The organism is Paenibacillus sp. NMA1017 (assembly GCF_058895805.1).
Genome location: NZ_JBZXYR010000005.1, coordinates 300,940 through 325,437, shown reverse-complemented (window position 1 = coordinate 325,437; position 24,498 = coordinate 300,940). Strand labels below are relative to the sequence as shown.

Genomic DNA, 24,498 nt, shown 5'->3' with positions numbered 1-24,498 from the left:
GAAGTATCAATCCTTAGGCGCTCTCTTCTTGTTTTTTATCCTTATCTGTACCACCGAGTTCCGGTGCGATTTTGTCTTTTACAACCTGCTCATTGATGACGCAAGTAGTCACATCCTCACGGGAAGGAACCTCATACATGACGTCCAGCATAATACCTTCGATGATCGCGCGAAGACCACGGGCACCCGTGTTACGCTTGATCGCTTCACGAGCAATGGCTTCCAGAGCATCTTGCTTAAACTCCAGTTGTACATTATCCAGCTCAAGCAGCTTCTGGTATTGCTTGGTTAACGCATTTTTCGGTTCGGACAGAATACGAACCAATGTGTTCTCATCAAGCGGCTCCAACGTAGAAATTACCGGCAAACGTCCTACAAATTCTGGAATCAGACCGAATTTCAAAAGATCCTCAGGCAATACCATTGAAGTATACTCGCCCGGTTTCAAATCTTTTTGTTCGCTAGTAGCGTTAAAGCCGATGACCTTTTTACCAATACGGCGTTTGATCATTTGTTCCAGACCATCAAAGGCACCACCGCAAATAAACAGGATATTCGTGGTGTCAATTTGGATAAACTCTTGATGCGGATGCTTGCGACCGCCTTGCGGAGGTACAGAAGCAACCGTGCCTTCCAAAATTTTAAGCAACGCCTGCTGTACACCTTCACCCGATACGTCACGCGTAATGGACGGGTTTTCAGATTTGCGAGCTACTTTATCAATTTCGTCAATGTAGATAATGCCACGTTCGGCTTTTTCCACATCATAATCGGCCGCTTGAATCAGTTTCAGCAAAATATTTTCAACGTCTTCACCCACATAGCCTGCTTCCGTGAGGGAAGTGGCGTCTGCGATAGCAAAAGGTACGTTCAAAATTTTAGCCATGGTTTGCGCAAGCAACGTTTTACCCGAACCTGTAGGTCCAAGCATCAAAATGTTACTTTTTTGCAGTTCCACATCATCAATTTTGTTTTGAGTATTAATACGTTTGTAGTGATTATATACCGCTACAGACAACGATTTTTTCGCTTGATCCTGACCAATGACATATTGGTCCAGAATGTCACGGATTTGCATTGGTTTCGGAATGTCTTTCAGATCTACTTCTTCTTCATGACCCAATTCCTCTTCTACAATCTCCGTGCACAACTCAATACATTCGTCACATATATATACGCCCGGTCCAGCAACAAGCTTGCGAACCTGATCCTGAGATTTTCCGCAGAAAGAACATTTCAATTGTCCTTTTTCATCATTAAATTTAAACATAGAGCCACCCCTTTACAGATTAATCGGTTTAGACAGCACCTGGTCAATGATACCGTATGCTTTTGCCTCTTCCGCTTCCATGAAGAAATCCCGGTCAGTATCACGTTCGATTTTTTCGAGGGGCTGACCCGTACGCTCTACATAGATTTGATTCAGCTTAGCACGTGTTTTGATAATCCAGTCCGCATGAATCAGCATATCGGAAGCTTGCCCCTGTATGCCACCGAGCGGCTGATGGATCATGACTTCACTATTCGTAAGCGCGTATCTCTTGCCTGGGGCACCCGCTGTTAGCAGCAATGAACCCATACTTGCAGCCATGCCTACACAGATCGTCGATACGTCCGGCTTAATGAATTGCATTGTATCATATATACCCATGCCCGCAGTTACAGAACCGCCTGGCGAGTTAATGTACAAATTAATATCCTTCTCTGGATCTTCCGCAGAAAGGAACAATAACTGTGCAATGACGAGATTGGCGACATCGTCATCAATCGGGCCACTTAGGAAAATAATACGATCCTTAAGCAACCGCGAGTAAATATCGTAAGATCGTTCTCCTCGATTCGTTTGTTCCACAACCATAGGGACGAGACTCATCACGACCAACCTCTTTTCTTTATTAAAATGAACACCTGTATTCATCCGCTTCCTTATGTCCCATTAAAACGGAAGCAGCAAGCATGAAACGTGAACACCTCACAAAATATTTTAACATGTTCAGAGTCTCGTGTCATATTTGCATGCGCTCATATATGCAGTGCGGGCTGTTTAAAGTACACTCTGCCGAGACCTTCTCATATTTAACCATGTTTCGTATGTATGTGCAAATATACGGTAGTGACTTATGTAAAACAAGAAAACGCGACTCACAGCACTTTCCATAAACGACTAAAATTTGGGTTACCAAAGGTAAAAATAAGGCACGTAACTTTCACTACGTGCCTTATCCCTATCTAATTGCTACGTTGCAGCTTGTTACAGCATACTCCGTATATTTTATCGTCTGAATTACTCAGCAGCTTCAACTGGCGCTTCAACTTCTTTGCTGTTTTCCACCAACAAAGCAATGGTTTTGCGCAGTGAAATTTCTTCTTTCAGGTTAGCGAACGAGCCGTTACCTTCCAGAATGCTGCGGATTTCCTCAACTGAACGTTTGTAAGCTTCAGCCATATTTTTCAGTTCTTCATCAATTTCCGCTTCGGAAACTTCAATGTTTTCTGCTTTAGCCACTTGCTCCAGCACGAGGTTGTTACGTACGCGCTTCTCAGCATCAGCTTTCATTTGCTCTTCCAGGTCTTCCTTGCTTTGACCAGAGAATCCGAGGAACATTTCAAGGTTCATACCTTGGCTACGCAAACGGTTGTCGAAATCGCGAACCATGTTTTGCACTTCGCTCTTCACCATTGCTTCAGGAATGTCGATTGTTGCATTCTCAGCAACTTTCTCCACTACAGCACCCTCGCGGGCTGCTTTAGCTTCGTTTTCCTTACGATCCAACAATTGCTTTTTCAAGTCTTCCTTGAATTCAGCCAGTGTGTCAAATTCGCTTACATCTTTAGCAAATTCATCGTCCAGTTCAGGAAGAACCTTGCGTTTCAGTTCGTGAACTTTCACTTTGAATACCGCTTGTTTGCCAGCGAGGTCAGCAGAATGGTAGTTCTCAGGGAACGTTACTTCAACGTCCTTGGAATCGCCAGTGTGCAAACCAACCACTTGCTCTTCAAAACCAGGGATAAATGTGTTAGAGCCCAGTTCCAAAGAATACTTCTCAGCTTGTCCGCCTTCGAACGGTACACCGTCCACGGAACCGTCGAAGTCAATAATAGCTGTATCACCGGATTGAGCAGCATCTTCATCAACGACAACCAGTTCAGCATGACGTTGTTGCAGGCGCTCCAGTTCTTGAGCCAGTTCTTCGTCGCTTACTTCGAGTTTACTTACAGGCACTTCTACGCCTTTGTAATCGCCCAAAGTCACTTCAGGTTTAACAGTAACCTTCGCTTTGAACTTGAAAGATTCGCCTTTAGCGAATTGATCAATTTCAACGTCAGGGCTGTCAACCGGGAAGATATCCGTTTGCTCTACAGCTTGGCTGTAAGCTTCTGGCAACAGGATGTCAATCGCATCCTGGTACAGACTTTCAATGCCATAGCGTTTTTCAAAGATAGGACGTGGTACTTTACCTTTACGGAATCCTGGTACACTTACTTGTTTTGCCACTTTATTAAAAGCTTTGTCGAGTGCAGCGGCTACACGATCCGCGTCAACCTCAACTTCAAGAACCCCAAGGTTCTTCTCTATTTTCTCCCAAGTTGCTTTCATTTTATGCTTTCCCCTCCAACAAAATCTTCACTTAGTTTTCATTACAATCAACGCACACAAAATAACCACTATAGTATATCTAACATTACTGTCTTTTTCAAGAGCAGCCCTTTGAATGCTTCACAGGTAAACGTTTCCGGTCATTAAGGAGTGTTCATTCCCGCCGCTACGAATAGTCGCATCGACCGATACGCCTGCTCAAAACGGAAGCGCAACGCATCTGTAATACCATATATAGCACGGGTTTCTTCCTCATTATTATTTCCGTTCAAACTTTCCGAAACTGTCTGATGGAGTGCTGCAGCCCAAATATCCGGCATTCCGTCCTCTTCCACCAACATTGATCTATAATCTTTCGTACCGTATACTGCCATCACAAACTGTGACCACAGCTCTTGTGCAAAATAGAATAGTGTAGGCTCGTGCACCTCAGTCTGATCGGCCACACGTTCCAAAATACGCATAATCGACTCTGGGAAATCACCTGGCTGTAACGGAACCGTTTCAATGTCGATTTCCGCTTGTTCATCACCCCGTCTGATTTCTATCGTCCCTTCCATTCCGCGTCGTCGCATTGTCTGTAGAACACGGAATTGAAGTAAAGGATGGATTTCCCGTTCCGTAATCCAGCGAAGCAAGGCATCATCGATTTCTGGCAGTTCCAGATAGGACAACTGCTCCAACGCTAAAATCGTCTGTTCGGATAAGGGTTCATCCATAGCCATCCGCAGCAGCTTGTTGCCGTAGCCTGCATCCTGCTCCTGCTTAAAGCGTGCATGGCGGCGAGCCAGCTCTACTTCACTGACTTCTTCTTCCACAGCGTCCGTTACCGCCCCGCTGTCAGCGTACTGTGGAAATGCAGCTTCCAGCCATTGTAATAGAGCGTTCCATTCATCGTACTGCTTCTGCTCCTGTCCCTGACACTGCATTAAAAAACGCAGCATCGCCATCGCCTCTCCGTAACGTTCGTTTTCAAGCATCACAGTAAGTTGAATTTGATAATAGTCCAGTGTCTTCGGAAACAATACAATATTATTTTCTTTTGTCGTCACCTTGGAGTCCTTTATTCAAGGCACCCCCTCTCCTTCGCAAGCTCAAGTATTTGTAGATTATATGAGAAACAGTAGCCGAAGTCCAACCACTCGTCTTACACATATTCACCTGTATTCTAACATACCCTTTTATAAGGCAAAAAAAACCAAGTCCACTCAGAATTTATGCTGTTTAAAACCTAAATAAGCGATATATGCAAAATAAGACTTGAACTTCTTTTATCCATATGATATATTAATATTCGCTTGAATTTTATGTCCCAGTAGCTCAGCTGGATAGAGCAACGGCCTTCTAAGCCGTCGGTCGGGGGTTCGAATCCCTCCTGGGACGTCATAACAAAAAGCCTCCATTTCCATAATGGAGGCTTTTTTTGTTCTCATGGGTTGATAACCCACCGAGGAACATTGGACCATTGGCATCTTTAGCCCTATACTTCGCAGTCGACCATAGGGAGCGTTCTCTCCTGATGTATTACACCAAAAAAAGCTTCCGCAAGGGAGCTTTTTTTCATTATAAATAATGTAGAAAGAGTAGTCTGTCCAACGCTACTTTAGGCGCTAGTTCCAGGTCATTACTCTTTCAAAAAAACGCAGAAATTGCTATCATCTATCATGTTGCACCATTTTGAAGTAAAGGAGGTAGACTGTCTCCCTTGACTACCAATAAACTGCAAAAGTCGCGGGAAATACATCGTTTTGTTGCCACTTTGCTTTCCATATTAGGTACTGGATTGGGTATGTTTTATCTCGCCATTCCTTCCTATATGATTGGAGGAGCGGCTCTTATCATCACACAGGGAATTCTGATCTATTTTACATTATTTTCTCTCGGATACCTGCTTATTATTTCGGGACCGCTAGCCATTATTCTCCACATTCTAGGCATTGTTTTTACAGTACGATCTTTTCAAATTACAAGCAATGTGGATAGCGCGCCGACAGGTGCATCCTTGCCTTCCAAATGGCGCATGTTGCTCAGTCTCGCTGTGGGAGCTACACTTCTACTTCTTGCAGTCACAATGAAATACGTAGATATTATAGAGCCTTTTACACAAACAGGTGAAAATAAACGCAACGTAGCTGCAGAATCAGAGCAATATCTGGAGCAGAAATACGGAGAGGACTTTCAAATTCAAAATATTAGCTATCATAGTATTCCCTTCACTGAATATACCATGGAAGCGATCTCTAATCGTCATCCTTCCGTCCTTTTTAATATGACCAAGCGTCCTTATGAGGATGTCCCATTTAGAGAAAATTATCTTAGCGCACTTTGGGAGAGCCAACTGGACATGAAACTCAAACCCGTTATACAGAAGCTATACGATGATTCAGCCGCTGTTCATTCTAGGGTACAAGAAGGGAACACGGATAAAATGATCAAAGAATACGACGATTTTAAACTGAATCCCGAAGCGGTCGGCGATCAGTATATTCGTATAATTGTATTCGAGGATCTAACTGACTCAGGACTGCCATTGGAAAAAGAACGGGTATTACAAACCGCGAAAGTTCTCAAGACAGTGTTGGCCGGAAATAAAGCCTCATTAGATATCGAATTTTTCCCTTCGACTATGAATACCAAACGAAGCCGGAAGGCAATAGAACTAAACGATTATATGTTTGGTCAGGACCATTTTGATGAAATGATCTATGAAGTCCAGATAGAAGACATTTATAAGCTTATATCAACAGAGGATATACAAATCATGCCGCTTCACCGCGATGAGTAATAAGGAGATTAATCAAATGAAATTAATATCTTGGAATGTAAATGGCTTAAGGGCCTGTGTGACCAAAGGATTTTATACTTATCTAAAAGAAACGAATGCCGATATTTTTTGCGTACAGGAAACGAAGCTTCAAGAGGGACAAATCACCATGGAGAATATGGAGGAATACACACAGTACTGGAATTATGCTGAGAAAAAGGGATATTCCGGCACAGCTATTTTCACCAAAATCAAGCCGCTCTCTGTGCACTATGGCCTTGAGGAAAATGGAGAGCCGGAAGGCAGAACCATTACGCTGGAATTCGAAAAATTTTATCTCGTCAATGTGTATACACCGAATACCAAACGGGACTTGTCCCGACTGCCCTACAGACTTGAATGGGAAGATCGTTTCCGCAGCTACCTGCAACAACTGGATGCTTTGAAGCCTGTCATCGTTTGTGGAGACTTGAACGTAGCTCATCAGGAGATCGATCTCAAAAACGCCAAAGCCAACTACGGAAATGCCGGATTTACGCCCGAGGAACGGGAACGCATGTCACAGCTACTAGACGCCGGATTTATAGATACCTTTAGAACCTTTTATCCTGACCGGACGGATGTTTATTCCTGGTGGTCCTACATGCCAAAGGTGAGAGAAAGGAATATCGGTTGGCGGATTGATTACTTCCTCGTCTCGGAGAGACTTCGTCCGCTATTGATAGATGCGAACATTGATTGTCATATTACAGGCAGTGACCACTGCCCTGTGATATTGGAGTTGCAAGATATTTCAGCATAGGTCTCCCTGCCTGACACAAGGTTATTTAAACTCATAAAAAGCCGTCATGTCTGTTATTGCAGCATGACGGCTTTAATTAATGGAGCTATGTCCCCAAATATACCTCAATACGGGAAATCAACCGCTCTCTCACATCTTGTGCCTCTTTTTGATCTAATACAGTCTGACTTATCGTCTTCTTTTCGCCACTGGAGTAATGCAGTACATACTGGGTCACTATGCATTCCGGTGCATAAGTATCCTTGCGATCCGTATTAAAATAAGTCACCTGGCAGCTTCCGAGAAAACAGAAAGATAGCATACCTGTAGCTGTGAACAACCAGCCTGGCAGCTTGGGCTCCAGCTTCAAGGATAGGCCCCTATGATCATAGCCAAACGGCTGCCCGCCCGTCATCATCCATATCCACATATGAATAAATTCTGCCGTAGATCCGCTCAGCCTCGCAATATATCCTGTTCCACGCAAACTTGCATCAGGATTAGCACTACTAGCAATAAAGGAGCTGTTCTCCAGCGTACTTCTTCCGTAGACCTCTGGGTCCATAAAAGGCGGTAACGCTTTTTTAATGTCTGAAAAAAATTCAGTGTATAGACCCGCCCTTAAGCATTCAAGTAAATATTTAAATTCCATATGCATAAATATAGATTCATTTTCCAGCCAACCCGGCGTAAAAGCTCTAGAACGACCGAGTTCAAACGGCTGCCCCGCCAGACTTTCATTCACCTTATACATGCCCAGCTTCCTGTCGTAAAGCCCGCTTTGCCTGATTTGCCGATACAGCTTCTGCCCATTTACAATGTCGCCAACCACTTTCATCGCCCGGGTCGGTCCCTCCAGAAAATATGGTGTATCCTTACGTTCGAAGGAATGTATGTTTACGAGCTTGCCCCCGCAGTCATCCTCCTGTACCTCGAATTCTCTGGCTTCATAATAAAAGAAGGTTGGGTATATCCCCTCTCCTATGAGCAGAGCCCTATCCATTCCCTGTTGGAGTTTACGTTCAGCCTGGCGCAAAAACACCAGCACATCATCAAACGCTAGTGGCGTTTCTGTTCCTTCAAATCCAAAACGAATCGTTTCACGATACACTTCTCTAGCTTCCGAAATCTGTGACCAGAAGCTGTAATCCTTGCTTTCATTCCTGTAATCAGCCTCATCAGAATCGTAGTAATATTCCTCTATTGCAAGCCTCAGCTGTTGGATCAACTTAGCAACTTCTCGCGGCAACCGTAGCACAGAATCGCCCGAAAGCTTTACCTGTGCATGTATTAAAAATTTTACGAGTCGCTGTAATTCACACACTTCACTGAATCCAGAAGCAAACAGTCCCGGAAGTCCGTTCATAGAATCATTCCATCCCGGCTTGCCCGCCTCCATCTCAATTCCCAAGCCCTCCGGGTCCAGCGTGGACAGCTTGATGGCTGCCAATGACAGCAGCTTTTCATATAAATTGGACTTATAAATTTCTCCGCTTCCATGTTTGGTTCGAACCCAATGAACATCGCGATCCCGGGCGTGCAGCTGAGCTTCTTTCTCTTTGCTCTCTACGACCGCCCCGTACTGACGGATACGTCCGTCCTTCATCTGCACGTATTTGTTTCGACGTGGCTGTACCCATGCCGGACTGTCGTAATACATGTACTCTCGGGTCGCGAGCAAGAGTTCCTCTTGTTTGTCCGGATAGATACTTAGATAACTTTCGATTAGATCCATGTTATAAGTCCAATGGTCGATCCAGAAACCTTCACCAAAATCAGCCTCATAGCATTGTTCGGAATGCTTGAGAGCTTCGGTCACAAATGTCTCAACTGTTTGCTTTAGCGCGATGTCGCCATGGATGATATGTTGAATCAGCTCACCCGGGGTGAACGACGATTGAAAAAAAGCACGCAAAGACGAGTGATCTGCTACCTCCACCTGTCCTAGCAACGGTTCCAACTCCCGCAGTTGAAAGCTACACCCCTTTACGACAAGCGGATTATAGCCGTCTGGCTGAATCAGGCTCATAAACAAACGGATATTGAAATCTCCTATGCCGGGGTTAAACCACACATCATTTCTCCGGTTCTGGTTTGCATCGCGAAAATTACCATTTCCTTGAGAATAATATCCCGCCTGGAGCTTAAAGAAATTATAGTCCCGTTCCAGATCCCCATGCTTGCGCGAAAATACATGATATACAAATGGTTGCTCTGTGCCGTTGTCCAGCAGCAATGGATAACCACCGCGTAACAGGTTATCTAGATAATTCTGACGGCAGTATTCGTCAAATAACGGAATGGATGTCCGCGTTGCCATTTCATCCGTCAACTCTTCGATCAACGCTTTGGCTTCCTCCGCCTTCCGCTCGATATAAGGCATGGTTGCAATTTCCGTAATCCGTTCATTGATAGAGTGAATATCATTCACATGCCCGATGATCGTACAGTGATTGACGGCAGTACCTGCCGCCAGTCGTGCTGTGTAGCCGCTAAACCCACAGGGCACTTTATTTGTCGTCACAGGCTGCTGTACAACCAAGTCTTCGATCCGTGAATGGATAAAGCGATCAGGGAAGGTCAGTGCCGTATTTTCACCGAATATTAAGGACGGATCGACAATTGGACTCAATAGCCTGGTCTTCCCCTCCTCCTCCACAAAGCTGTACATAAAATGTCCCGCTTCAATTTGATGGATCTCACTTGTATCCGCTGTGCTTCCACGCACCTTATAGTAAGGAATGCTATTGTTGAGATTATACACATCCATCCAGCTCTTCAGTGTATGTCCAAGCTCCTTGTATGCCACATTATCAATACCGAAAGGCAGCACGGCAGGCATGCCATCCAGCACCTCCAGTTCAAGCTCTTGAGTGGAATGATTGACAATCTCAACCTTTCGCACCAAAGCAGCGTAACTTTCATGAGGAAGCGTGAAATATTGCACACGGACCTCAAGCCCTGTGTCTGGATTAGAGCTGTGTATTTCCAGCATATGGCGGGATATCAGCATTTTTTGCTGTTCACGCTCCACAGGATGCACAGCCGAAAATGGCTCCACATAGCTCCACTCACCCTGCATCTTCACCTTTAAAAACGTTCGAAAGCCATGTATCGGCACAAGACTATAGCTGCGATTGGCCGGAAAAAACTCCATGATGGCTCCATTCTTATCCTCTACACCAAAGCTTGCGATTCCTTGCCCACGATTAACATAATACGCCCACAGAGGAATCCCCTGAACACCAGCAATACCGGGTAGAAAACTGGAAAAGGGCTTGACCTGCGCATAATTCTCAATCACAAAACGTCCTTGATCGTCAAAATAATACTGCTGCATCGTATCCCCCTTTTCTATTTAAAACCCGTTATTCGCCATCACTTGTTTGAACCACAGCGCACTTTGTTTGGGTATCCGTTCCTGTGTGTCGTAATTAATGTGTATAATACCAAAACGTTTGCTGTATCCCCAGGCCCATTCAAAGTTATCGAGGAATGACCAGACAAAATAGCCCTTAAGCTGACCTCCCTCCCCAATAAAGCGATGGCATGCCTTTAAATGTTCCTCAATGTAATGCTGACGCCCAATGTCCTCAATCTTTCCATTCACCAGTTCGTCCTTCATCGCTGCTCCGTTTTCCGTAATCAGGATGGGTAACCCCTTGGTAAAATCCTTTTCAATCCGAGTTAGCAGCTTATAAAAGGATTCAGGGTGAATCTCCCATCCCATATCCGTTACCGGTTCCTCTATGGAAACCTGCTCGACCTGTAGCAACGAAGCGTCTGTAGTCGCGCGAATGATGCTGCGGGCGTAGTAGTTGATGCCCAAAAAATCCCCTGGCTGCTGAATCAGCTCCATATCACCAGGCTGTACAAAATCCAACCCGTTCAAGTGCGCCCCGTACCATTCCACCATATCCTCAGGGTATTTCCCGTTAAACAATGGCTCGGCAAACCAACGATTAATAAAGCCATCCCGCCGGACAGCAGCGGCTACATCCTCAGGGTGTTCAGAGGCTGCATCGACATGCTCCATGTTCAGCGTAATACCGATATTGCCTGTCAGGCCCTTTTCCTTGTGTAAGTTCATGGCTATCCCGTGACACATCAGAATATGATGAGCGGCAGTAAAGGCTTCCCTCCAGTTCTCATGGCCGGGGGCATGCTCGCCTGTGCCATAGCCCAAAATAGAGGCGCAATAGGGCTCATTTATCGTATTCCACCAGCTTATACGCTGTCCAAATCGATCCATGATTACAGAGGCATACGTTTTAAAATGTTGGATAATCTCTCGTTGCCTCCAACCGCCTTCGTCCTCAATCCACTGCGGTAGATCCCAATGATACAGCGTCAGCATTGGAATTAGCCCGGCCGACTCAATCTCATCCAGCAGACGCTCATAGAAGAGCAGCCCCTGTTCGTTAACCACGCCGGGTGCGGGAATAATGCGCGGCCAAGCCACGGAAAAACGGTAATGTAAAAAGCCAAGTTGCTTCATTAATTGCACGTCTTCCTTAAAGCGGTGAAAATGGTCACAAGCTACATCTCCGCAGTCCCCTTCGATCACCTTCCCGGGTACTCGACAGAAAGTATCCCAAATAGAAGGCGTTCTTCCTTCCTTATCCACGCCACCTTCAATTTGATAAGAAGAGGTCGAAGTTCCCCACATAAACGTGGTCGGGAATGTATAGGTATTCTCACTCATACTCGGTATCATCCTTTCAGAAATCAAGACTTCACAGCTCCGGCCATTGCACCGCCGACAATAAAGCGCTGGAGGAAAATATACAAAATAACGAGCGGTAGTGTAACAATCAGAATGCCGCAAGCGAGCAGCGGCCAGTTGTTCATGTATTGTCCGTAGAAGGAGAACAATCCCTTGGTCACTGGCTGATAAGCAGGATCAGACAAATAAATAGTAGGACCTATAATGTCATTCCACGCCCCAATAGCTGTCAAAATAATGCCTGTTGCCAACACCGGCTTCATCAGCGGGACAAGAATTGTAAACAAATATCGTGAATATCCGCACCCGTCCATGGCAGCCGCTTCATCCAGCTCTCGGGAGACAGACTTGATATATCCCACAAACATCAGGAAAGCGATGCCGGTACCTGTTGTTTTCAGCAAAATGAAGCCAAGCTGGGAATTGTAAAGTCCCAGGCTATTAATGAGAGCAAATTGCGGAATCAGCGGATTTGGGAGATACATGGATATTAGGAAAAACACATAAAAGAAAGTACTGAACTTAACATATCCCCGCGCCAGCGGAAAAGCCGCAAACACGGATATAATCAGCGTTAATACCGTAGATACGCCTGTATACAAAATACTGTTCCACATGTATTGAGAGAAGTTCCCTTTTTCCCAAGCATCCATAAAATTCTCCAAGCGTATACTCTTGGCTAGAGCTACAGGGTCCATCAGATACTCACTTTGAGTCTTCATCGATACATTAAAAAGGTAGAAAAGCGGGAGTACATATAACGAAAGCATGAGCAGTACAATGGTGTAGCTCACTATTTTGGTTCCTTTGCTACTGCTCATTACATTTCCACCTCTCTTCTACGCAAGTAATACAGAGCAATCATCGATACCGTAAACACGAACACAAACTGGATCATAGCAACTGCGGAAGCAAGACCGTAATCTGATGTCCCAGAGCCAAAGGCTGTGGCATACACATCAAACGCAAGTGTTGTCGTGTTGAATTTACCACCTGTCAGCACATAAATAATGTCAAAGGTCTGCAATGCGCCGATAATGGACAACAGCATATTGACGGTAAAGGACGGCGCAATCATCGGAAAGGTAATATTTATGAACGCTTTCCATCCAGAGGCACCGTCCATATACCCTGCTTCATATAAGTCACTGGGGATGGATTGGAGTCCAGCTAAGAAAATAGTCATCGAGTAACCCATGTACATCCAAATTTGCACAAAAATAATCAATTCAAATGCAATATCATAATCACCGAAGAAGTTGGAGCTGGTTCCAAAAAAGTTCATCAAGGCTTGCGCAGGACCCCCAAGCGGATTGGCAAGCAGCTGCCAGATCAGGCCGGATACCGTCACCCCGAGCACAACGGGCAGGAAAAATACAGAGCGATATAACACATCCCCTTTGAGCTTCTTATTAATAAGGATGGCCATGAACAGCCCCACTGCATTTTGAATCACAACCACCGCTACGGCAAAATATAGGGAACGGCCAATGGAAGCAATGCGATCTCCAGAGTCGGAGGAGGTGAAAAAGGTCGTGTAATTCTCGAATCCGATAAAATTCCACGTCTGTCCCGGAACCCCGGTAGCATCAGTAAAGGAAAAAAGCACGGTTACCATAGAGGGTCCAAAACCAAGAAGCAAATAGAGCAGCACCGGAATACTCAGCAAAAGATAGGGCATTATCCGGGCCGCACCCTTTCCGAAGGGATACATGGGTCTCACACCTTTTTACATTATTATGGGAGCTTTGCAGTTGCCCATTTGTTTTCTTGTAAAATCAATAGATTTATTTAGGGGCTGCCGCATCCCAGTCTGCCTGAGATTTCTGGGCAAGCTCCAAAGGCGTCTTTAACGGACCGGCAGGCGTCAAAAATTCTGCATGTACGCTGGCTTCCTTAATGTACTGTCCAACATTCTTACGATTGATAAACAGCTGATCCCAAGAGAGCTTGAAGTTTTCCAGTGAAGGCTGAATTTCATTCACAAAGTCGCTGCTTATCTTCACATCAGACTGTGTTGGCAAAAATCCAGCAGCGTTTACAAAATCCGTATAGTTCTGCTTCTCGGACAGCATTTCAAGCCATTTAATCGCATAATCCTTATTCGGTGATTTTTCTAATACCATCCAGGTCATATCGTACTTGCCTGCAAGGTTTTTATTTTTAGCCGGATCGTTACTGCCTGGAATCGGAAAATAACCAAATTTCAGCTCTGGATTGGCTGTCTGGATCGTGGTTGCATCCCACGTACCATCCGCAATCATAGCTACACGCCCTGAAGCAAACAGACTTGGCAAGGTTCCATAGTCAATTCCCATAAATCCACCAATGGCGTTATTCATCAAAACTTGTGTTTTTTCCAGCACTTCAAGTTGGACGGGGTCTGTCAGCTTCGTCTTACCTGTCCACAGCCCTTTGATATATTCCAGCTGATCATCATGGATAGAGGCTTGAAGCCCTTGGACAGCAAGGTTAATAGGCCATACATCCTTACCGCCAAAACCAAGCGGTTCTACGCCATTATCCTTGAGCACCTTCATCACATTCACCAGTTCGTCCCATGTCTTCGGCACAGCAAGATTATATTTTTCAAAAATCTCTTTGTTGTAAAACAGACCTGTCAGGGCCACCTTTCCCATGTTTACACCGTATACTTTGTCGTTATAGGTCATGGCATTTTTGACATCTGTAGGATTATAGTTTTTGATAAAAGCTTGATCCGACAGATCTGCAATGAGTCCTCCTTCAATCCATTGCTTCCACATCGGATCAGCTGCTCCCTTAGACCATTCCTGCGGTGCGCCTACGAAGCTGAATTTCAGAGGAATAATGTCTGCATCACCGGTTGAACCCGCATTCATACGCGTTTGCATCAGTTGATCATAAGTGGAATCAGCAGGAACCGTCGTATACTCCACCTGAACATCGGGATACTTCTCTTCAAACTTTTTATTAAATTCCTTTATATAGTTATTAATATTTTCCTGCTGCCAATGAATAATCTTTAACGTGACCTTTTTATTTCCGTTCTGTCCAGCCTCGCTACCTTTGCCGCAAGCGGCCACCACCACAATTAAAGCGGTTACAATAAGTAAAGAAAAACACTTTTTCAGCATTGCAAAATTCCCCCTGTAATCTTAGAATAAATGCTTTTACTTTTACGAAAGCGGTTTAGTTAATTACAGCTACTATTATGTATCGGATAGCCTGTATTTGTAAATAGAGATTTATAAATTATCAAAAAAAACATAAATCAACGTTATTACTCTTTAAAAGAGTAGGAAACCTCCTTTATTCGCACGGTTGACTCACTTCTATGAGGTAGCATAGAATACGAGTAATCATTAAGTTTGAAATGCAAAGTTAATTTAACTAAATCAGTTTAGTTACGGAGGATTCCATGAATATAAAAACAATAGCTAGCATGGCAGGCGTTTCAGTGGCAACGGTTTCGAAAATCATTAACAATTACACGGACATCAGTGAGGAAACCCGGCAGCGGGTACTTAAAATTATGGAGGAAACAGGCTATAGACCCTCCTCCTCAGCTAAAACGCTGGCTACCAAAAAATCTAATCTGGTAGGCGTTATATTTGCCGGCAAGCTGAATGTTGATTTTAGTCATCCTTTTTTTGTAGATATCATTAATGTTTTCAAAAAACAGATTGGCTTGCTCGGTTACGATCTGCTATTTTTTTCAAATGAGAAATTTCTGGATAATGGAGAGGACTATTTGGCTCGCTCGAAATATTTTTCAGTGGACGGGTGCATTATTATTGCTGGAGATGAAGTGGAGAAGAGTGTTTTTGATCTCGATGCTAGCCCTATCCCCTGTATCGGTGTCGATATTGAGCTAACCGGAGCCAGTTCCTGCTACATTATGTCCGACAATCAGAAGATTTCAATGAAGGTTGTTGAGCACTTTTACATGAATGGATACCGTGAAATGGGTTTTATAGGCATTGAACGCCCCTCCTTGGTTATTAAAGAGAGGGAGGAAGCCTTTATCGCTTCACTAAAACGGTTTAGTCTTGATGTCAGACCAGAATGGATCGTGTATGGTAAGGACTACGCGGCAGAAGATGGATACCAGATCGCGAAGGCGTGGATACAGCAAGGAAATTTACCAAAAGCTATTTTTGCGGCGACCGACCTGCTTGCTTTTGGTGCCATACGTGCTTTCAAGGAAAGCGGCTTGAGGGTACCCGAGGATATCGCTGTAGTGGGATGTGATGATATAGAAGCCTGTCGTTATACCGACCCTCCACTGACGACTGTGAAACAAGACAAGCAAAAAATAGGCCGTCTAGCCGCTATGGTGCTGTTTGACCTGATGAATAAACAAATGGATACCAAATGTATTAAAGTAGAGCCGGAACTAGTTATTCGTAGCTCCTGCGGAGCCCGGCAACATTGGAACCATACGAAGGCCAAGAGTTAGCACATGCCTTAAAAAAGATGACTCCTGATAAATTCAGAAGTCATCTTTTTGCAGTTTAATATTCAGAGATCCATCGCTTAATCTATTACTTGTAGGCCATCGTCGCATTCACAGCCTTTTTCCAGCCTTCATACAAGCTTTCACGTGTTGCTTCATCCATATTCGGGGCAAAAGAGGTTTCCACCCTCACCCGCTTGCGAAGTTCATCCGTACTCTTCCAATATCCAATAGCCAAACCTGCCAGACATGCAGCCCCCAGTGCCGTCGTCTCATGGATCACTGGCCGCTCCACTGTTGCATCCAGAATATCGCTCTGGAATTGCATCAGAAAATTGTTCAATACAGCTCCTCCATCCACCCGCAGCGTCTTCACCGCAATACCTGAATCGATCTCCATGGCAGTAAGCACATCCTTGGTCTGATAAGCGAGTGATTCTAATGTGGCGCGGATAAAATGCTCCTTCGTGGTCCCCCGTGTCAGGCCGAACATCGCTCCGCGCACCTCGCTATCCCAGTAGGGGCTGCCCAGTCCGACAAAAGCGGGTACAAGATACACTCCTTCTGTAGACGAAACACGGGCGGCATAAGGCTCACTATCCTTCGCTTCACGGAACATACGCAGCCCGTCTCGCAGCCACTGGATCGCCGACCCCGCTACAAACACACTCCCCTCGAGTGCATATTGCACTTTGCCTTCCTCCAACCCCCAAGCGATGGTCGTAATCAGACCGTGCTTGGATTCCACTGGTTGATCCCCCGTGTTCATCAGCATAAAGCAGCCTGTGCCGTAAGTGTTTTTGATCATCCCTTTTTCGTAACATGCCTGACCAAACAAGGCTGCCTGCTGGTCACCTGCTGCACCGGCGATCGGTACATTCTGACCAAAGAAATGATAATCCACGGTGTGCGCATATACCTCGGAAGAAGGTCTTACCTCAGGAAGCATGATTTTCGGAACACCCAGAATGTCCAGCAGCTCTTCGTCCCACTTTAGTTCATAAATGTTGTACATCAGCGTCCTAGCCGCATTCGAGTAGTCCGTCACATGTGCCGTTCCGCCGGATAGTTTCCAGATCAGCCACGAGTCAATCGTACCGAATAACAGGTCACCTCGTTCCGCCTTTTCCCGTGCGCCCTCCACATGGTCCAGTATCCACTTTACTTTAGTGCCTGAAAAATACGGGTCGATCAACAGCCCTGTTTTGCTGTGAAACAGTTCCTCGTGCCCTTGCCGCTTCAATTCTTCGCATATATCCGAGGTTTGGCGTGATTGCCATACGAGTACGTTATACACGGGCACTCCTGTATTTTTATCCCACACTGCTACCGATTCTCGCTGATTGGTAATACCGATGGCAGCCACTTGATTTGCTTTTACACCGGATTCGGAAAGACAGGAGGCAATGACCCCGAGAATAGAGCTCCAGATTTCATTCGCATTCTGCTCCACCCAGCCGGGATGAGGAAAATATTGCGGAAATTCTCGCTGAGCCGAGTACACTACATCTCCTTCGCTATTGAACAAAATCGCTCTTGAGCTTGTCGTTCCCTGATCTAGTGACAAAATATATTTTCCCATTGTTCATCTCTCCCCGTGTAAATCCATCGTTTTTACGCTGTAAGTTTGTGATCCGGTATATGATTTTTATAAGTACGACTCATACGGAAGGCAATCAAGAGTACAATCACGATGATCCCTAGTAAAATCCAGAAAGCCGGAGTCACACTGCCCTTAAAAACAGCCTGATAAAATAGCCCTGCGAAAGATCCGCCCAACAGTGGCCCTACAATGGGCACCCAAGCATATTTCCAGTTGGATGCTCCTTTACCGGGAATCGGTAGTAAATAATGCATCAGACGCGGCCCAAAATCTCTCGCTGGATTGATGGCATAGCCCGTTGTGCCTCCAAAGGATAAACCGATACTGACAACTAAAAAACCCACAATCAGCGGTTTCAGGCCCCCTGTAAATGAATTGGCACCAAATGACTGCAGAGCAAGCACAAAGATGAAAGTACCTATCATTTCACTAAGCACGTTGGCAAACGGATGATCAATCGCGGGTCCTGTCGCAAATACGCTGAGTTTGGTTGCTGTGTCCTCCGTCTCTTTCCAGTGAGCCCAATAATGCAAAACGACGATGATCGCACCCGCCATGGCCCCGAGAAGCTGAGCCACAATATAGCCGGGAACATCCTGCCATGGAAAAACACCCTGAAATGCCAACGCCAGTGTCACTGCCGGATTCAAATGCGCTCCGCTGATTTCACCTACTGCATACACCCCAACAGCAACCGCGAGCCCCCATCCCATTCCAATCACAATCCAGCCGGAAGCGTGAGCAAATGACTTTTTCAGGGACACCCCTGCGCACACTCCGCCACCTAGGGCAATAAGAATCATTGTCCCTATGAATTCGGCTGCGTATGGCGACATACAACCTACCTCCTCAATAGATCATCCGATTTCGATCGCTTTCATCGCGCAAAAAAAAGAAAAGCCCTCACAAACCAACCCTGTGCTGTACCATGGGATGTCTGCGTGGCTCTCTTGTCTCCGTCACGATTATTAACTTAAATTTGATACTATATAAGCATGTAAGCGATGTCAACTGCGGATTTACGTCTTTTCATAGCTTAAAATAATCGTTGACCATGTTAGATTCTCCGATTTATGATGTAAAAAAATGGTCGAACATAAGGATTTCAGGTGAATACGACACTCCCAAACTCGATGAAGAAGGGAAGAATGTTATGCTGAAATTTCTGCAAAAAATCGGCAAGTCGTTAATGCTTCCAGTAGCCACTCTACCCGCCGCAGGGATTTTGCAAGGATTAGCTCTGATTAATTATGAAACGGATATACCGCTTGGTCCCGGAGTTGGCGGATTTCTGAATCATTATGTCACTCCTTTTTTGAACGAGGGGGCGGGGGCCATCTTCGGTAACCTTGCGCTCATTTTCTCCATCGGTGTTGCCATTGGTCTGGCAGGCGACGCAGTAGCCGCATTATCGGCAGTCATTGCCTATATGGTGCTGACCCGTATTTTGGCGGCAGTGCCGGGTATATTTGCATATATTCCAGACGACGTCAAGCTGGACATGGGCGTATTGGGTGGTATTTTTATCGGTGGATGGTCTGCTTTTCTGTTCAGAAAATATCATAATATTCAGCTCCCAGATTGGCTTGGCTTTTTCTCTGGCAAACGGTTTGTCCCTATGATTACAGCCTTCACGACCATGATTCTGGCCATTCTGCTCGGAATGATCTGGAGTCCGATACAAGACGGGATTGCAGCCTTCGGCAACTGGATTGTCGGCTTTGGCGGAATTGGATCAATGGTATTCATGATTGCCAATCGGCTGCTGATCCCGCTCGGTTTGCATCATGTGTTGAACTCCATCGCATGGTTTCAAATTGGTGATTACACCAATGCTGCCGGTGAGGTCGTTCATGGTGACCTGACGCGTTTTTTCGCAGGCGATACATCGGCGGGTATGTTCATGTCCGGCTTCTTTCCCATTATGATGTTCGCTCTGCCGGCAGCAGCCCTCGCATTCATCCATACGGCTAAACCGGAAAAACGTAAAGCCGTCGCTTCCATCTTCATCGGTTCTGCGCTGGCATCGTTCCTGACCGGGATCACCGAGCCTCTCGAATTTTCGTTTATGTTCATTGCACCATTGCTTTACGGCGTTCATGCTCTGCTGACAGGCCTGAGTGGCCTGGTCGTATACCTACTGGATGTCAAACTTGGCTTTTCTTTTTCGGCAGGACTCATTGACTATTTGGTCAATATGAAACTCTCCACCCACCCATTGCGAATGATCCCGGTCGGGCTTGTCTTCGCCCTCATCTATTACTTTCTGTTCCGATTTATCATTCTCAAATTCAATCTAAAAACTCCTGGGCGTGAAGACGATGTAGAAGACGGTCTCCTGTCTGAGACTAATGAATCTGTACCCAATGGAAAAGCAAGCGCTACATCCGACACTCCGTCCAGTCAGGCAGGCAGGGTACTAACCTATCTCGGCGGTTCGGACAATATCCTAAGCATTGATGCCTGCATCACACGGCTGCGTCTTGTCGTTAAAGACGACAAAGCAGTTAACGATCAAGCTCTCAGGCAGCTCGGAGCTTCGGGAATCATCAGGCTTGGTAACGGTACCCTGCAGGTTATTTTCGGGACTCGGTCCGAAATTCTGAAAGATGAAATACAGCGGTTGATGTAAGTAAGTTCAGGTTCACAAAAAAGGGTATCTCTTCAACATCGAGATACCCTTTATGATTGCCGTCAATACGCCAATAACTTAGTTACACTTAAATTATAGTGTCATATATACCCTGTTAAATGCATTATTTTCTTTTAGGCACTTATCTTAGATTGGTACTGTGCGCTTTTTTTTGTTTCAACAATAACCATTCACGACATACCTTTACCTTTATCTGCGCTAAGGCATAGACGATGCCGAAGGAGCAGGCCACAGTCGTCAGATAAACCAAAAGCAGCGCCATAAATAAAGGAAGCTGACTTATCAAGTCACTGAACAAGCGCAGCACGATGACCAGAATGAATACGTTCGCTGTAAAGGCCCGGTACGCATAAGTAGATAACCATTTGTAATAGGGAAGTGAACGGGAATTTACGCTGATCAAATGTCTTGCCAGCATGTAAATCAGGAAAATCACTACCAAACTGTACAAGGTCATGGACGGCTTCAGATAAATCAGATTGCCAAATGACATATGCTCGAATCCAAAGCTGAAAAATTCGCGATTTGTCCAAATGAGAATAAGCAGCATTACCGGGATGAGTATGAACTGAATCCGGCGAAGCACTCCGTCGAACTGTTTCTTATATACCCAAGCGATTCCACCTAGTAAAGCATAAATAAAATAACTGACGAAAAAGCGGTCAAGGTAACGTAGACTAATCGCATATGCTCCTTGAAATACGAAGGTATCGTACATCCATAGCCATGCTCCGAAAATCACGAAGCTCACAACAAGCAGCGGAATGACCCGCTTAGGCTTAGCCAAGTATTTATAGCAAATGAAGATAAGGACTGGCATCAGCACTTGAAATTGCAGCATCATCACCGTGTACCAAAACTGTGATGATGCATTACCGAGCACAAATGACTCGATGAGCGTCCGGAATGATGTAACGTGCTGATTAACCTGAATTTCCGGGAAGAAAATTAAGCCAGCCGCTGCCCACAGTAAATAAGGGATCACGAGCTCCCCGAATTTTTCCTTGTAAAAATGGGATACCTTCGTATGCTGATTATTTTTCACCATCCCATATACAATGGCAAAAATAAAGACTGGCGCAGTATACTTTACTATATTGAAAATGACGCCTAATAAGGCTAGGTTATCGTTAGTGTGTGCATACTTCAGAAACATCCCCAGAACGCTTTGCAAGATCGCTCCGCTGACGGCAAACACCTTTAAGATGTCGCTCTCATTAATATTAATATTCCGCTCTTCAGTGTTTTCCATAATACGCACTTCCCCTTTGACAGCTTGCCTGAAGCCAAATGGTCGTGCATTCCTCCCTTTTGCCGTTGATTATAGCTCCTTATTGCCAAGGATTACGAACGAGCTTGGGACCCGAAGAAGTTCGCAGCACCACAGTGCTGGCCCGTCTCTCAAGAATTTCGCGCAGGACGTAGGCACCGTCTCTTGTCTCCAATTGAATGTCAATTCGAACACCAAGATGCTCCAACTTGTGCACAAGTCTTTCAGCTGCTGTATAATCAATAACCTCTGAACCATCTATAACAAGGTCAAGATCACTCGTTTCCTTCACAGTCGGGTATTGCGTTACTATTTCGAATCCTGCGCTCCCCGCTGGCCCCCAGCGCCAATCCGCCATCATTTCTGCTAACAAGTCCATCAACTGGAGAACAGGCTGCTGCCGTCTCTCTGTAGACAAGGAGTTCCACATCTGACGTTTCACTATCGCATAGGGAGACACGATCTGGCACAACCCTTTCGGGTCCAGAAATGCAGCTTCCCGTTGATTCCGTTCCTGTCCCCGTACTCCGACGGGAATACAACCATCCGCCGACGGATCGGCTCGGCGAACGACCACAAAGGGGGTCCGCCTCAGCGAGGCGGTTACCCACTCCTTGTCTTCATATAAGGAGAGATATTTCAAATTGGACACTTCAATCAGATCATGTGGACTGATTACCATTGCTCCACAAGCGCATCTCGAACGCTACGGGTTGCAGTCCGCCCGCCCGCCATAGCTTCCTTGGTCTGCAATCGGAAGCTGAGGTCACGGGGCGCTCCTTTCGTACTCTCGATAGCCTCGGAAACGGTCTTTTCCACGATGGCTACATCGCTGCTCTGTGGATCGTCTGCATGGATACCGCTCAGCATCTGATATAATGCCCCCAGAGTACTGTAGCTACGAACATCGTAGGCCATAGCTGGAACCTTCTTGGTAGCTTCTTCAAGCTCGGCAATCGTCCGCTTGGTAATCCGAGCAGCAGAAGCCTTGGACATGGCCTGAATATTGACCTTGCTGTCATCCAGTGCGATCAAACGATTCGATTGCAGCCCATGCGCGAGGAAGCCCCCGGAAATCGCGTTACCGACAATTACACCGATGACCGGATGACCTTCTAGTCTAGCTGTTGCGTAAGCATCTGCACTTGCAGCAAGGGCAAGACTGATGCCGACCATTTCTTCCTTATAGCCATAGGCTTGACTCGGTACATCAATGATGGCAATGATCGGACGTTTGGTTTCTTTTTTCTCATCTTGACGGATTGCGTCCCTGATGATTTGAGCCACCGTCCAGCCTTCAAGCATACCAACCTCACCGTTTCTGACACGCGGGAATCGGTTGGAGGCATTCGGAACAATGGCGATATATCTGCACAGTTGTCCGTTCTTATCCACGTCTGCCGCAAGCACTGAAGGAACATCGCTGATTGGGTGAGCAATGCCCGTCAAGCGGGAGAACCAGCGATAACCTCTACTATCCGACATGTCGGCCGCACCCTCTTTTGCCAGCGGGACAGGCTGCTGCACAGGCTGTATCTGCGTGTAAAATTCGCGATAGCGCTCAGGTGTCCAAGCTTCTGTTGGATCAAGAGTGTTTAACAGGGTCAGATAGAAATCGATTTGCTCCGTTTTAGCAGGCTTCGCCGGTGCCTTGAGCGCGGCATCAATCGCTTCGATAACTGCATCCGTCGTATCTTCCACCATTTCGTCAATCATTCCGGTTTGGAAGCGCTGGTTGGCTCCGATTGTGTTCCAAATCAAGGCTTTGTCGCTTGCATCGAACTCCATGACCCCTGCTTCCTGCTCAATGACCTCCGGCCCGTTCAGACCGAGACGCGCTTTCTTCGTAGCAATCAGAGTGGTAAACAATTCTGCAGTAATGGACATTCCCCCAAATGCCCCTACACGGCCCGGGATCAGTCCGATAACAGGAACGTATTTACGCAGAGCAACGATCTGGGTAGCAATCTCCGAAATCGACAACAACCCGTAGTTCGCTTCCTGTAGCCGAACACCCCCTGTATCGAAGATCATGATGGGATGTAGTTTGTTCCCTCTCTTATTCTCTTCCAGTGCCAGTTCGAGCGCTCCGGAAATTTTGGCCCCGCTGACTTCTCCAATACCTCCTCCTTGAAAAGCGCCTTCCATCGAAATGATCAAGACCTTCAGTTTGTGTATTTCGCCAAGAGCCAGAATGATCCCGTCATCGCTCTGAGGAACAATGCCTTGCGGCTCTAAGTGGGGGGATTGGATTTTGTCCAACGGCCCAAGCATCTCCCGGAAAATCCCTTCGTCCAGCAACGCTTTAGCTCTCTCGCGTCCATTCAGTTCCACAAAACTATTCTGCATAATCTAGCACCTCCAACACTTGCGTAAATCTAAGCGTTACTACACCCGGAGTAGCTCCGAAGTCATGAACTGTAATATTGGCAGTAATCGGATAACGGTTAAAAAAACGGATCAGAACATTCTCCCATACTTGTCCAAATCCTTCACTGCCTGTTAAAATGCTGACGTGGGTGGTCTGGCCTTCCACAGGCTCTACAATAATCTCCAAATCCCCCGAACCGACAACACCGATATGTGCCGGCTTACGGATGGGCTTCGTAGTCTGGTATTGAAACTGTAATTTTTCCATCCTTCAGAAACACCTCCAATTAAAAGT

19 protein-coding genes and 1 tRNA gene are annotated in these 24,498 nt (G+C 45.8%); 5 read left to right on the top strand and 15 right to left on the bottom strand.

Annotated elements, in window-relative coordinates; genetic code table 11:
• Positions 1-13: 13 nt before the first annotated feature.
• The 4 genes from clpX to AC5ELV_RS15710 form a co-directional block, all read right to left on the bottom strand.
• Positions 14-1,270: an ATP-dependent protease ATP-binding subunit ClpX gene (gene clpX / locus AC5ELV_RS15725; protein ID WP_013311623.1), complete on the bottom strand. Its 1,257-nt coding sequence runs from the start codon at positions 1,268-1,270 to the stop codon at positions 14-16.
• Between the two features lie 12 nt (positions 1,271-1,282).
• Positions 1,283-1,873, bottom strand: a complete 591-nt coding sequence (clpP, locus tag AC5ELV_RS15720) for an ATP-dependent Clp endopeptidase proteolytic subunit ClpP (protein WP_016324659.1) — start codon at positions 1,871-1,873, stop codon at positions 1,283-1,285.
• 411 nt (positions 1,874-2,284) lie between these two features.
• Complete coding sequence (gene tig / locus AC5ELV_RS15715; protein WP_028541569.1) at positions 2,285-3,598, bottom strand: trigger factor; 1,314 nt, start codon at positions 3,596-3,598, stop codon at positions 2,285-2,287.
• 143 nt (positions 3,599-3,741) lie between these two features.
• Positions 3,742-4,650, bottom strand: a complete 909-nt coding sequence (locus tag AC5ELV_RS15710) for a hypothetical protein (protein ID WP_013311626.1) — start codon at positions 4,648-4,650, stop codon at positions 3,742-3,744.
• Between the two features lie 257 nt (positions 4,651-4,907).
• On the opposite strand from AC5ELV_RS15710, the gene AC5ELV_RS15705 reads away from it, so the two are divergent.
• The 3 genes from AC5ELV_RS15705 (at position 4,908) to AC5ELV_RS15695 (ending at position 7,164) form a co-directional block, all read left to right on the top strand.
• A tRNA-Arg gene (locus tag AC5ELV_RS15705) sits at positions 4,908-4,981 on the top strand.
• 322 nt (positions 4,982-5,303) lie between these two features.
• Complete coding sequence (locus AC5ELV_RS15700; RefSeq protein ID WP_493430922.1) at positions 5,304-6,383, top strand: hypothetical protein; 1,080 nt, start codon at positions 5,304-5,306, stop codon at positions 6,381-6,383.
• A gap of 16 nt (positions 6,384-6,399) precedes the next feature.
• Entirely contained in the window at positions 6,400-7,164 is a 765-nt protein-coding gene (locus AC5ELV_RS15695) for an exodeoxyribonuclease III (protein WP_493430921.1), read from the top strand.
• An 85-nt stretch (positions 7,165-7,249) separates the two neighbouring features.
• On the opposite strand, the gene AC5ELV_RS15690 is transcribed toward AC5ELV_RS15695, so the two are convergent.
• The 5 genes from AC5ELV_RS15690 to AC5ELV_RS15670 all read right to left on the bottom strand — a co-directional run bounded on the left by AC5ELV_RS15690 (position 7,250) and on the right by AC5ELV_RS15670 (position 14,985).
• Entirely contained in the window at positions 7,250-10,483 is a 3,234-nt protein-coding gene (locus AC5ELV_RS15690) for a cellobiose phosphorylase (RefSeq protein ID WP_493430920.1), read from the bottom strand.
• A gap of 18 nt (positions 10,484-10,501) precedes the next feature.
• On the bottom strand, positions 10,502-11,848 hold the full coding sequence (locus AC5ELV_RS15685) for a GH1 family beta-glucosidase (RefSeq protein WP_493430919.1): 1,347 nt from the start codon (positions 11,846-11,848) through the stop codon (positions 10,502-10,504).
• A 23-nt stretch (positions 11,849-11,871) separates the two neighbouring features.
• The gene (locus AC5ELV_RS15680) at positions 11,872-12,690 is read right to left on the bottom strand and encodes a carbohydrate ABC transporter permease (protein ID WP_493430918.1); all 819 of its coding nucleotides are present in this window, start codon (positions 12,688-12,690) and stop codon (positions 11,872-11,874) included.
• On the bottom strand, positions 12,690-13,583 hold the full coding sequence (locus AC5ELV_RS15675; protein WP_342426944.1) for a carbohydrate ABC transporter permease: 894 nt from the start codon (positions 13,581-13,583) through the stop codon (positions 12,690-12,692). The genes AC5ELV_RS15680 and AC5ELV_RS15675 overlap by 1 nt, the downstream gene beginning before the upstream one ends.
• Positions 13,584-13,656: 73 nt before the next feature.
• Positions 13,657-14,985, bottom strand: coding sequence for an ABC transporter substrate-binding protein (locus AC5ELV_RS15670; protein WP_493430917.1), 1,329 nt, complete (start codon positions 14,983-14,985; stop codon positions 13,657-13,659).
• Between the two features lie 284 nt (positions 14,986-15,269).
• Between AC5ELV_RS15670 and AC5ELV_RS15665 the strand changes: the two genes are divergently transcribed.
• Positions 15,270-16,310: a LacI family DNA-binding transcriptional regulator gene (locus AC5ELV_RS15665; RefSeq protein ID WP_493430916.1), complete on the top strand. Its 1,041-nt coding sequence runs from the start codon at positions 15,270-15,272 to the stop codon at positions 16,308-16,310.
• An 85-nt stretch (positions 16,311-16,395) separates the two neighbouring features.
• Here AC5ELV_RS15665 and glpK read toward each other — a convergent pair whose 3' ends face one another.
• Positions 16,396-17,889 carry a glycerol kinase GlpK gene (gene glpK, locus AC5ELV_RS15660; protein WP_307353436.1) on the bottom strand — a complete coding sequence of 498 codons (1,494 nt, stop codon included), beginning with the start codon at positions 17,887-17,889 and terminating at the stop codon, positions 16,396-16,398.
• A gap of 32 nt (positions 17,890-17,921) precedes the next feature.
• Complete coding sequence (locus AC5ELV_RS15655) at positions 17,922-18,746, bottom strand: MIP/aquaporin family protein (RefSeq protein ID WP_493430915.1); 825 nt, start codon at positions 18,744-18,746, stop codon at positions 17,922-17,924.
• A gap of 317 nt (positions 18,747-19,063) precedes the next feature.
• Between AC5ELV_RS15655 and AC5ELV_RS15650 the strand changes: the two genes are divergently transcribed.
• The gene (locus AC5ELV_RS15650) at positions 19,064-20,542 is read left to right on the top strand and encodes a PTS transporter subunit EIIC (RefSeq protein ID WP_493430914.1); all 1,479 of its coding nucleotides are present in this window, start codon (positions 19,064-19,066) and stop codon (positions 20,540-20,542) included.
• Positions 20,543-20,684: 142 nt separating this feature from the next.
• Here the strand turns inward: AC5ELV_RS15650 and AC5ELV_RS15645 are convergent, their stop codons facing one another.
• From AC5ELV_RS15645 to AC5ELV_RS15630, 4 genes are all read right to left on the bottom strand, one after another.
• Positions 20,685-21,815 carry an acyltransferase family protein gene (locus tag AC5ELV_RS15645; protein ID WP_493430913.1) on the bottom strand — a complete coding sequence of 377 codons (1,131 nt, stop codon included), beginning with the start codon at positions 21,813-21,815 and terminating at the stop codon, positions 20,685-20,687.
• A 79-nt stretch (positions 21,816-21,894) separates the two neighbouring features.
• A complete protein-coding gene (locus AC5ELV_RS15640; RefSeq protein WP_493430912.1) occupies positions 21,895-22,515 on the bottom strand; it encodes a malonate decarboxylase holo-ACP synthase in 621 nt (206 codons plus the stop codon).
• Positions 22,509-24,182, bottom strand: a complete 1,674-nt coding sequence (mdcD, locus tag AC5ELV_RS15635) for a biotin-independent malonate decarboxylase subunit beta (protein WP_493430911.1) — start codon at positions 24,180-24,182, stop codon at positions 22,509-22,511. The genes AC5ELV_RS15640 and mdcD overlap by 7 nt, the downstream gene beginning before the upstream one ends.
• Complete coding sequence (locus AC5ELV_RS15630) at positions 24,172-24,471, bottom strand: malonate decarboxylase subunit delta (protein ID WP_342426952.1); 300 nt, start codon at positions 24,469-24,471, stop codon at positions 24,172-24,174. The genes mdcD and AC5ELV_RS15630 overlap by 11 nt, the downstream gene beginning before the upstream one ends.
• Positions 24,472-24,498: the final 27 nt, after the last annotated feature.

What these genes read in the sequence shown, in the direction of transcription:
- AC5ELV_RS15655 (WP_493430915.1), bottom strand. Translation starts at nt 18,746, where the DNA reads ATGTCGCCATACGCAGCCGAATTCATAGGGACAATGATTCTTATTGCC.
- mdcD (WP_493430911.1), bottom strand. Translation starts at nt 24,182, where the DNA reads ATGCAGAATAGTTTTGTGGAACTGAATGGACGCGAGAGAGCTAAAGCG.
- AC5ELV_RS15675 (WP_342426944.1), bottom strand. Translation starts at nt 13,583, where the DNA reads ATGTATCCCTTCGGAAAGGGTGCGGCCCGGATAATGCCCTATCTTTTG.
- AC5ELV_RS15695 (WP_493430921.1), top strand. Translation starts at nt 6,400, where the DNA reads ATGAAATTAATATCTTGGAATGTAAATGGCTTAAGGGCCTGTGTGACC.
- AC5ELV_RS15680 (WP_493430918.1), bottom strand. Translation starts at nt 12,690, where the DNA reads ATGAGCAGTAGCAAAGGAACCAAAATAGTGAGCTACACCATTGTACTG.
- AC5ELV_RS15640 (WP_493430912.1), bottom strand. Translation starts at nt 22,515, where the DNA reads ATGGTAATCAGTCCACATGATCTGATTGAAGTGTCCAATTTGAAATAT.
- glpK (WP_307353436.1), bottom strand. Translation starts at nt 17,889, where the DNA reads ATGGGAAAATATATTTTGTCACTAGATCAGGGAACGACAAGCTCAAGA.
- AC5ELV_RS15665 (WP_493430916.1), top strand. Translation starts at nt 15,270, where the DNA reads ATGAATATAAAAACAATAGCTAGCATGGCAGGCGTTTCAGTGGCAACG.
- AC5ELV_RS15645 (WP_493430913.1), bottom strand. Translation starts at nt 21,815, where the DNA reads ATGGAAAACACTGAAGAGCGGAATATTAATATTAATGAGAGCGACATC.
- AC5ELV_RS15690 (WP_493430920.1), bottom strand. Translation starts at nt 10,483, where the DNA reads ATGCAGCAGTATTATTTTGACGATCAAGGACGTTTTGTGATTGAGAAT.
- tig (WP_028541569.1), bottom strand. Translation starts at nt 3,598, where the DNA reads ATGAAAGCAACTTGGGAGAAAATAGAGAAGAACCTTGGGGTTCTTGAA.
- clpX (WP_013311623.1), bottom strand. Translation starts at nt 1,270, where the DNA reads ATGTTTAAATTTAATGATGAAAAAGGACAATTGAAATGTTCTTTCTGC.
- AC5ELV_RS15685 (WP_493430919.1), bottom strand. Translation starts at nt 11,848, where the DNA reads ATGAGTGAGAATACCTATACATTCCCGACCACGTTTATGTGGGGAACT.
- AC5ELV_RS15630 (WP_342426952.1), bottom strand. Translation starts at nt 24,471, where the DNA reads ATGGAAAAATTACAGTTTCAATACCAGACTACGAAGCCCATCCGTAAG.
- AC5ELV_RS15670 (WP_493430917.1), bottom strand. Translation starts at nt 14,985, where the DNA reads ATGCTGAAAAAGTGTTTTTCTTTACTTATTGTAACCGCTTTAATTGTG.
- clpP (WP_016324659.1), bottom strand. Translation starts at nt 1,873, where the DNA reads ATGAGTCTCGTCCCTATGGTTGTGGAACAAACGAATCGAGGAGAACGA.
- AC5ELV_RS15650 (WP_493430914.1), top strand. Translation starts at nt 19,064, where the DNA reads ATGCTGAAATTTCTGCAAAAAATCGGCAAGTCGTTAATGCTTCCAGTA.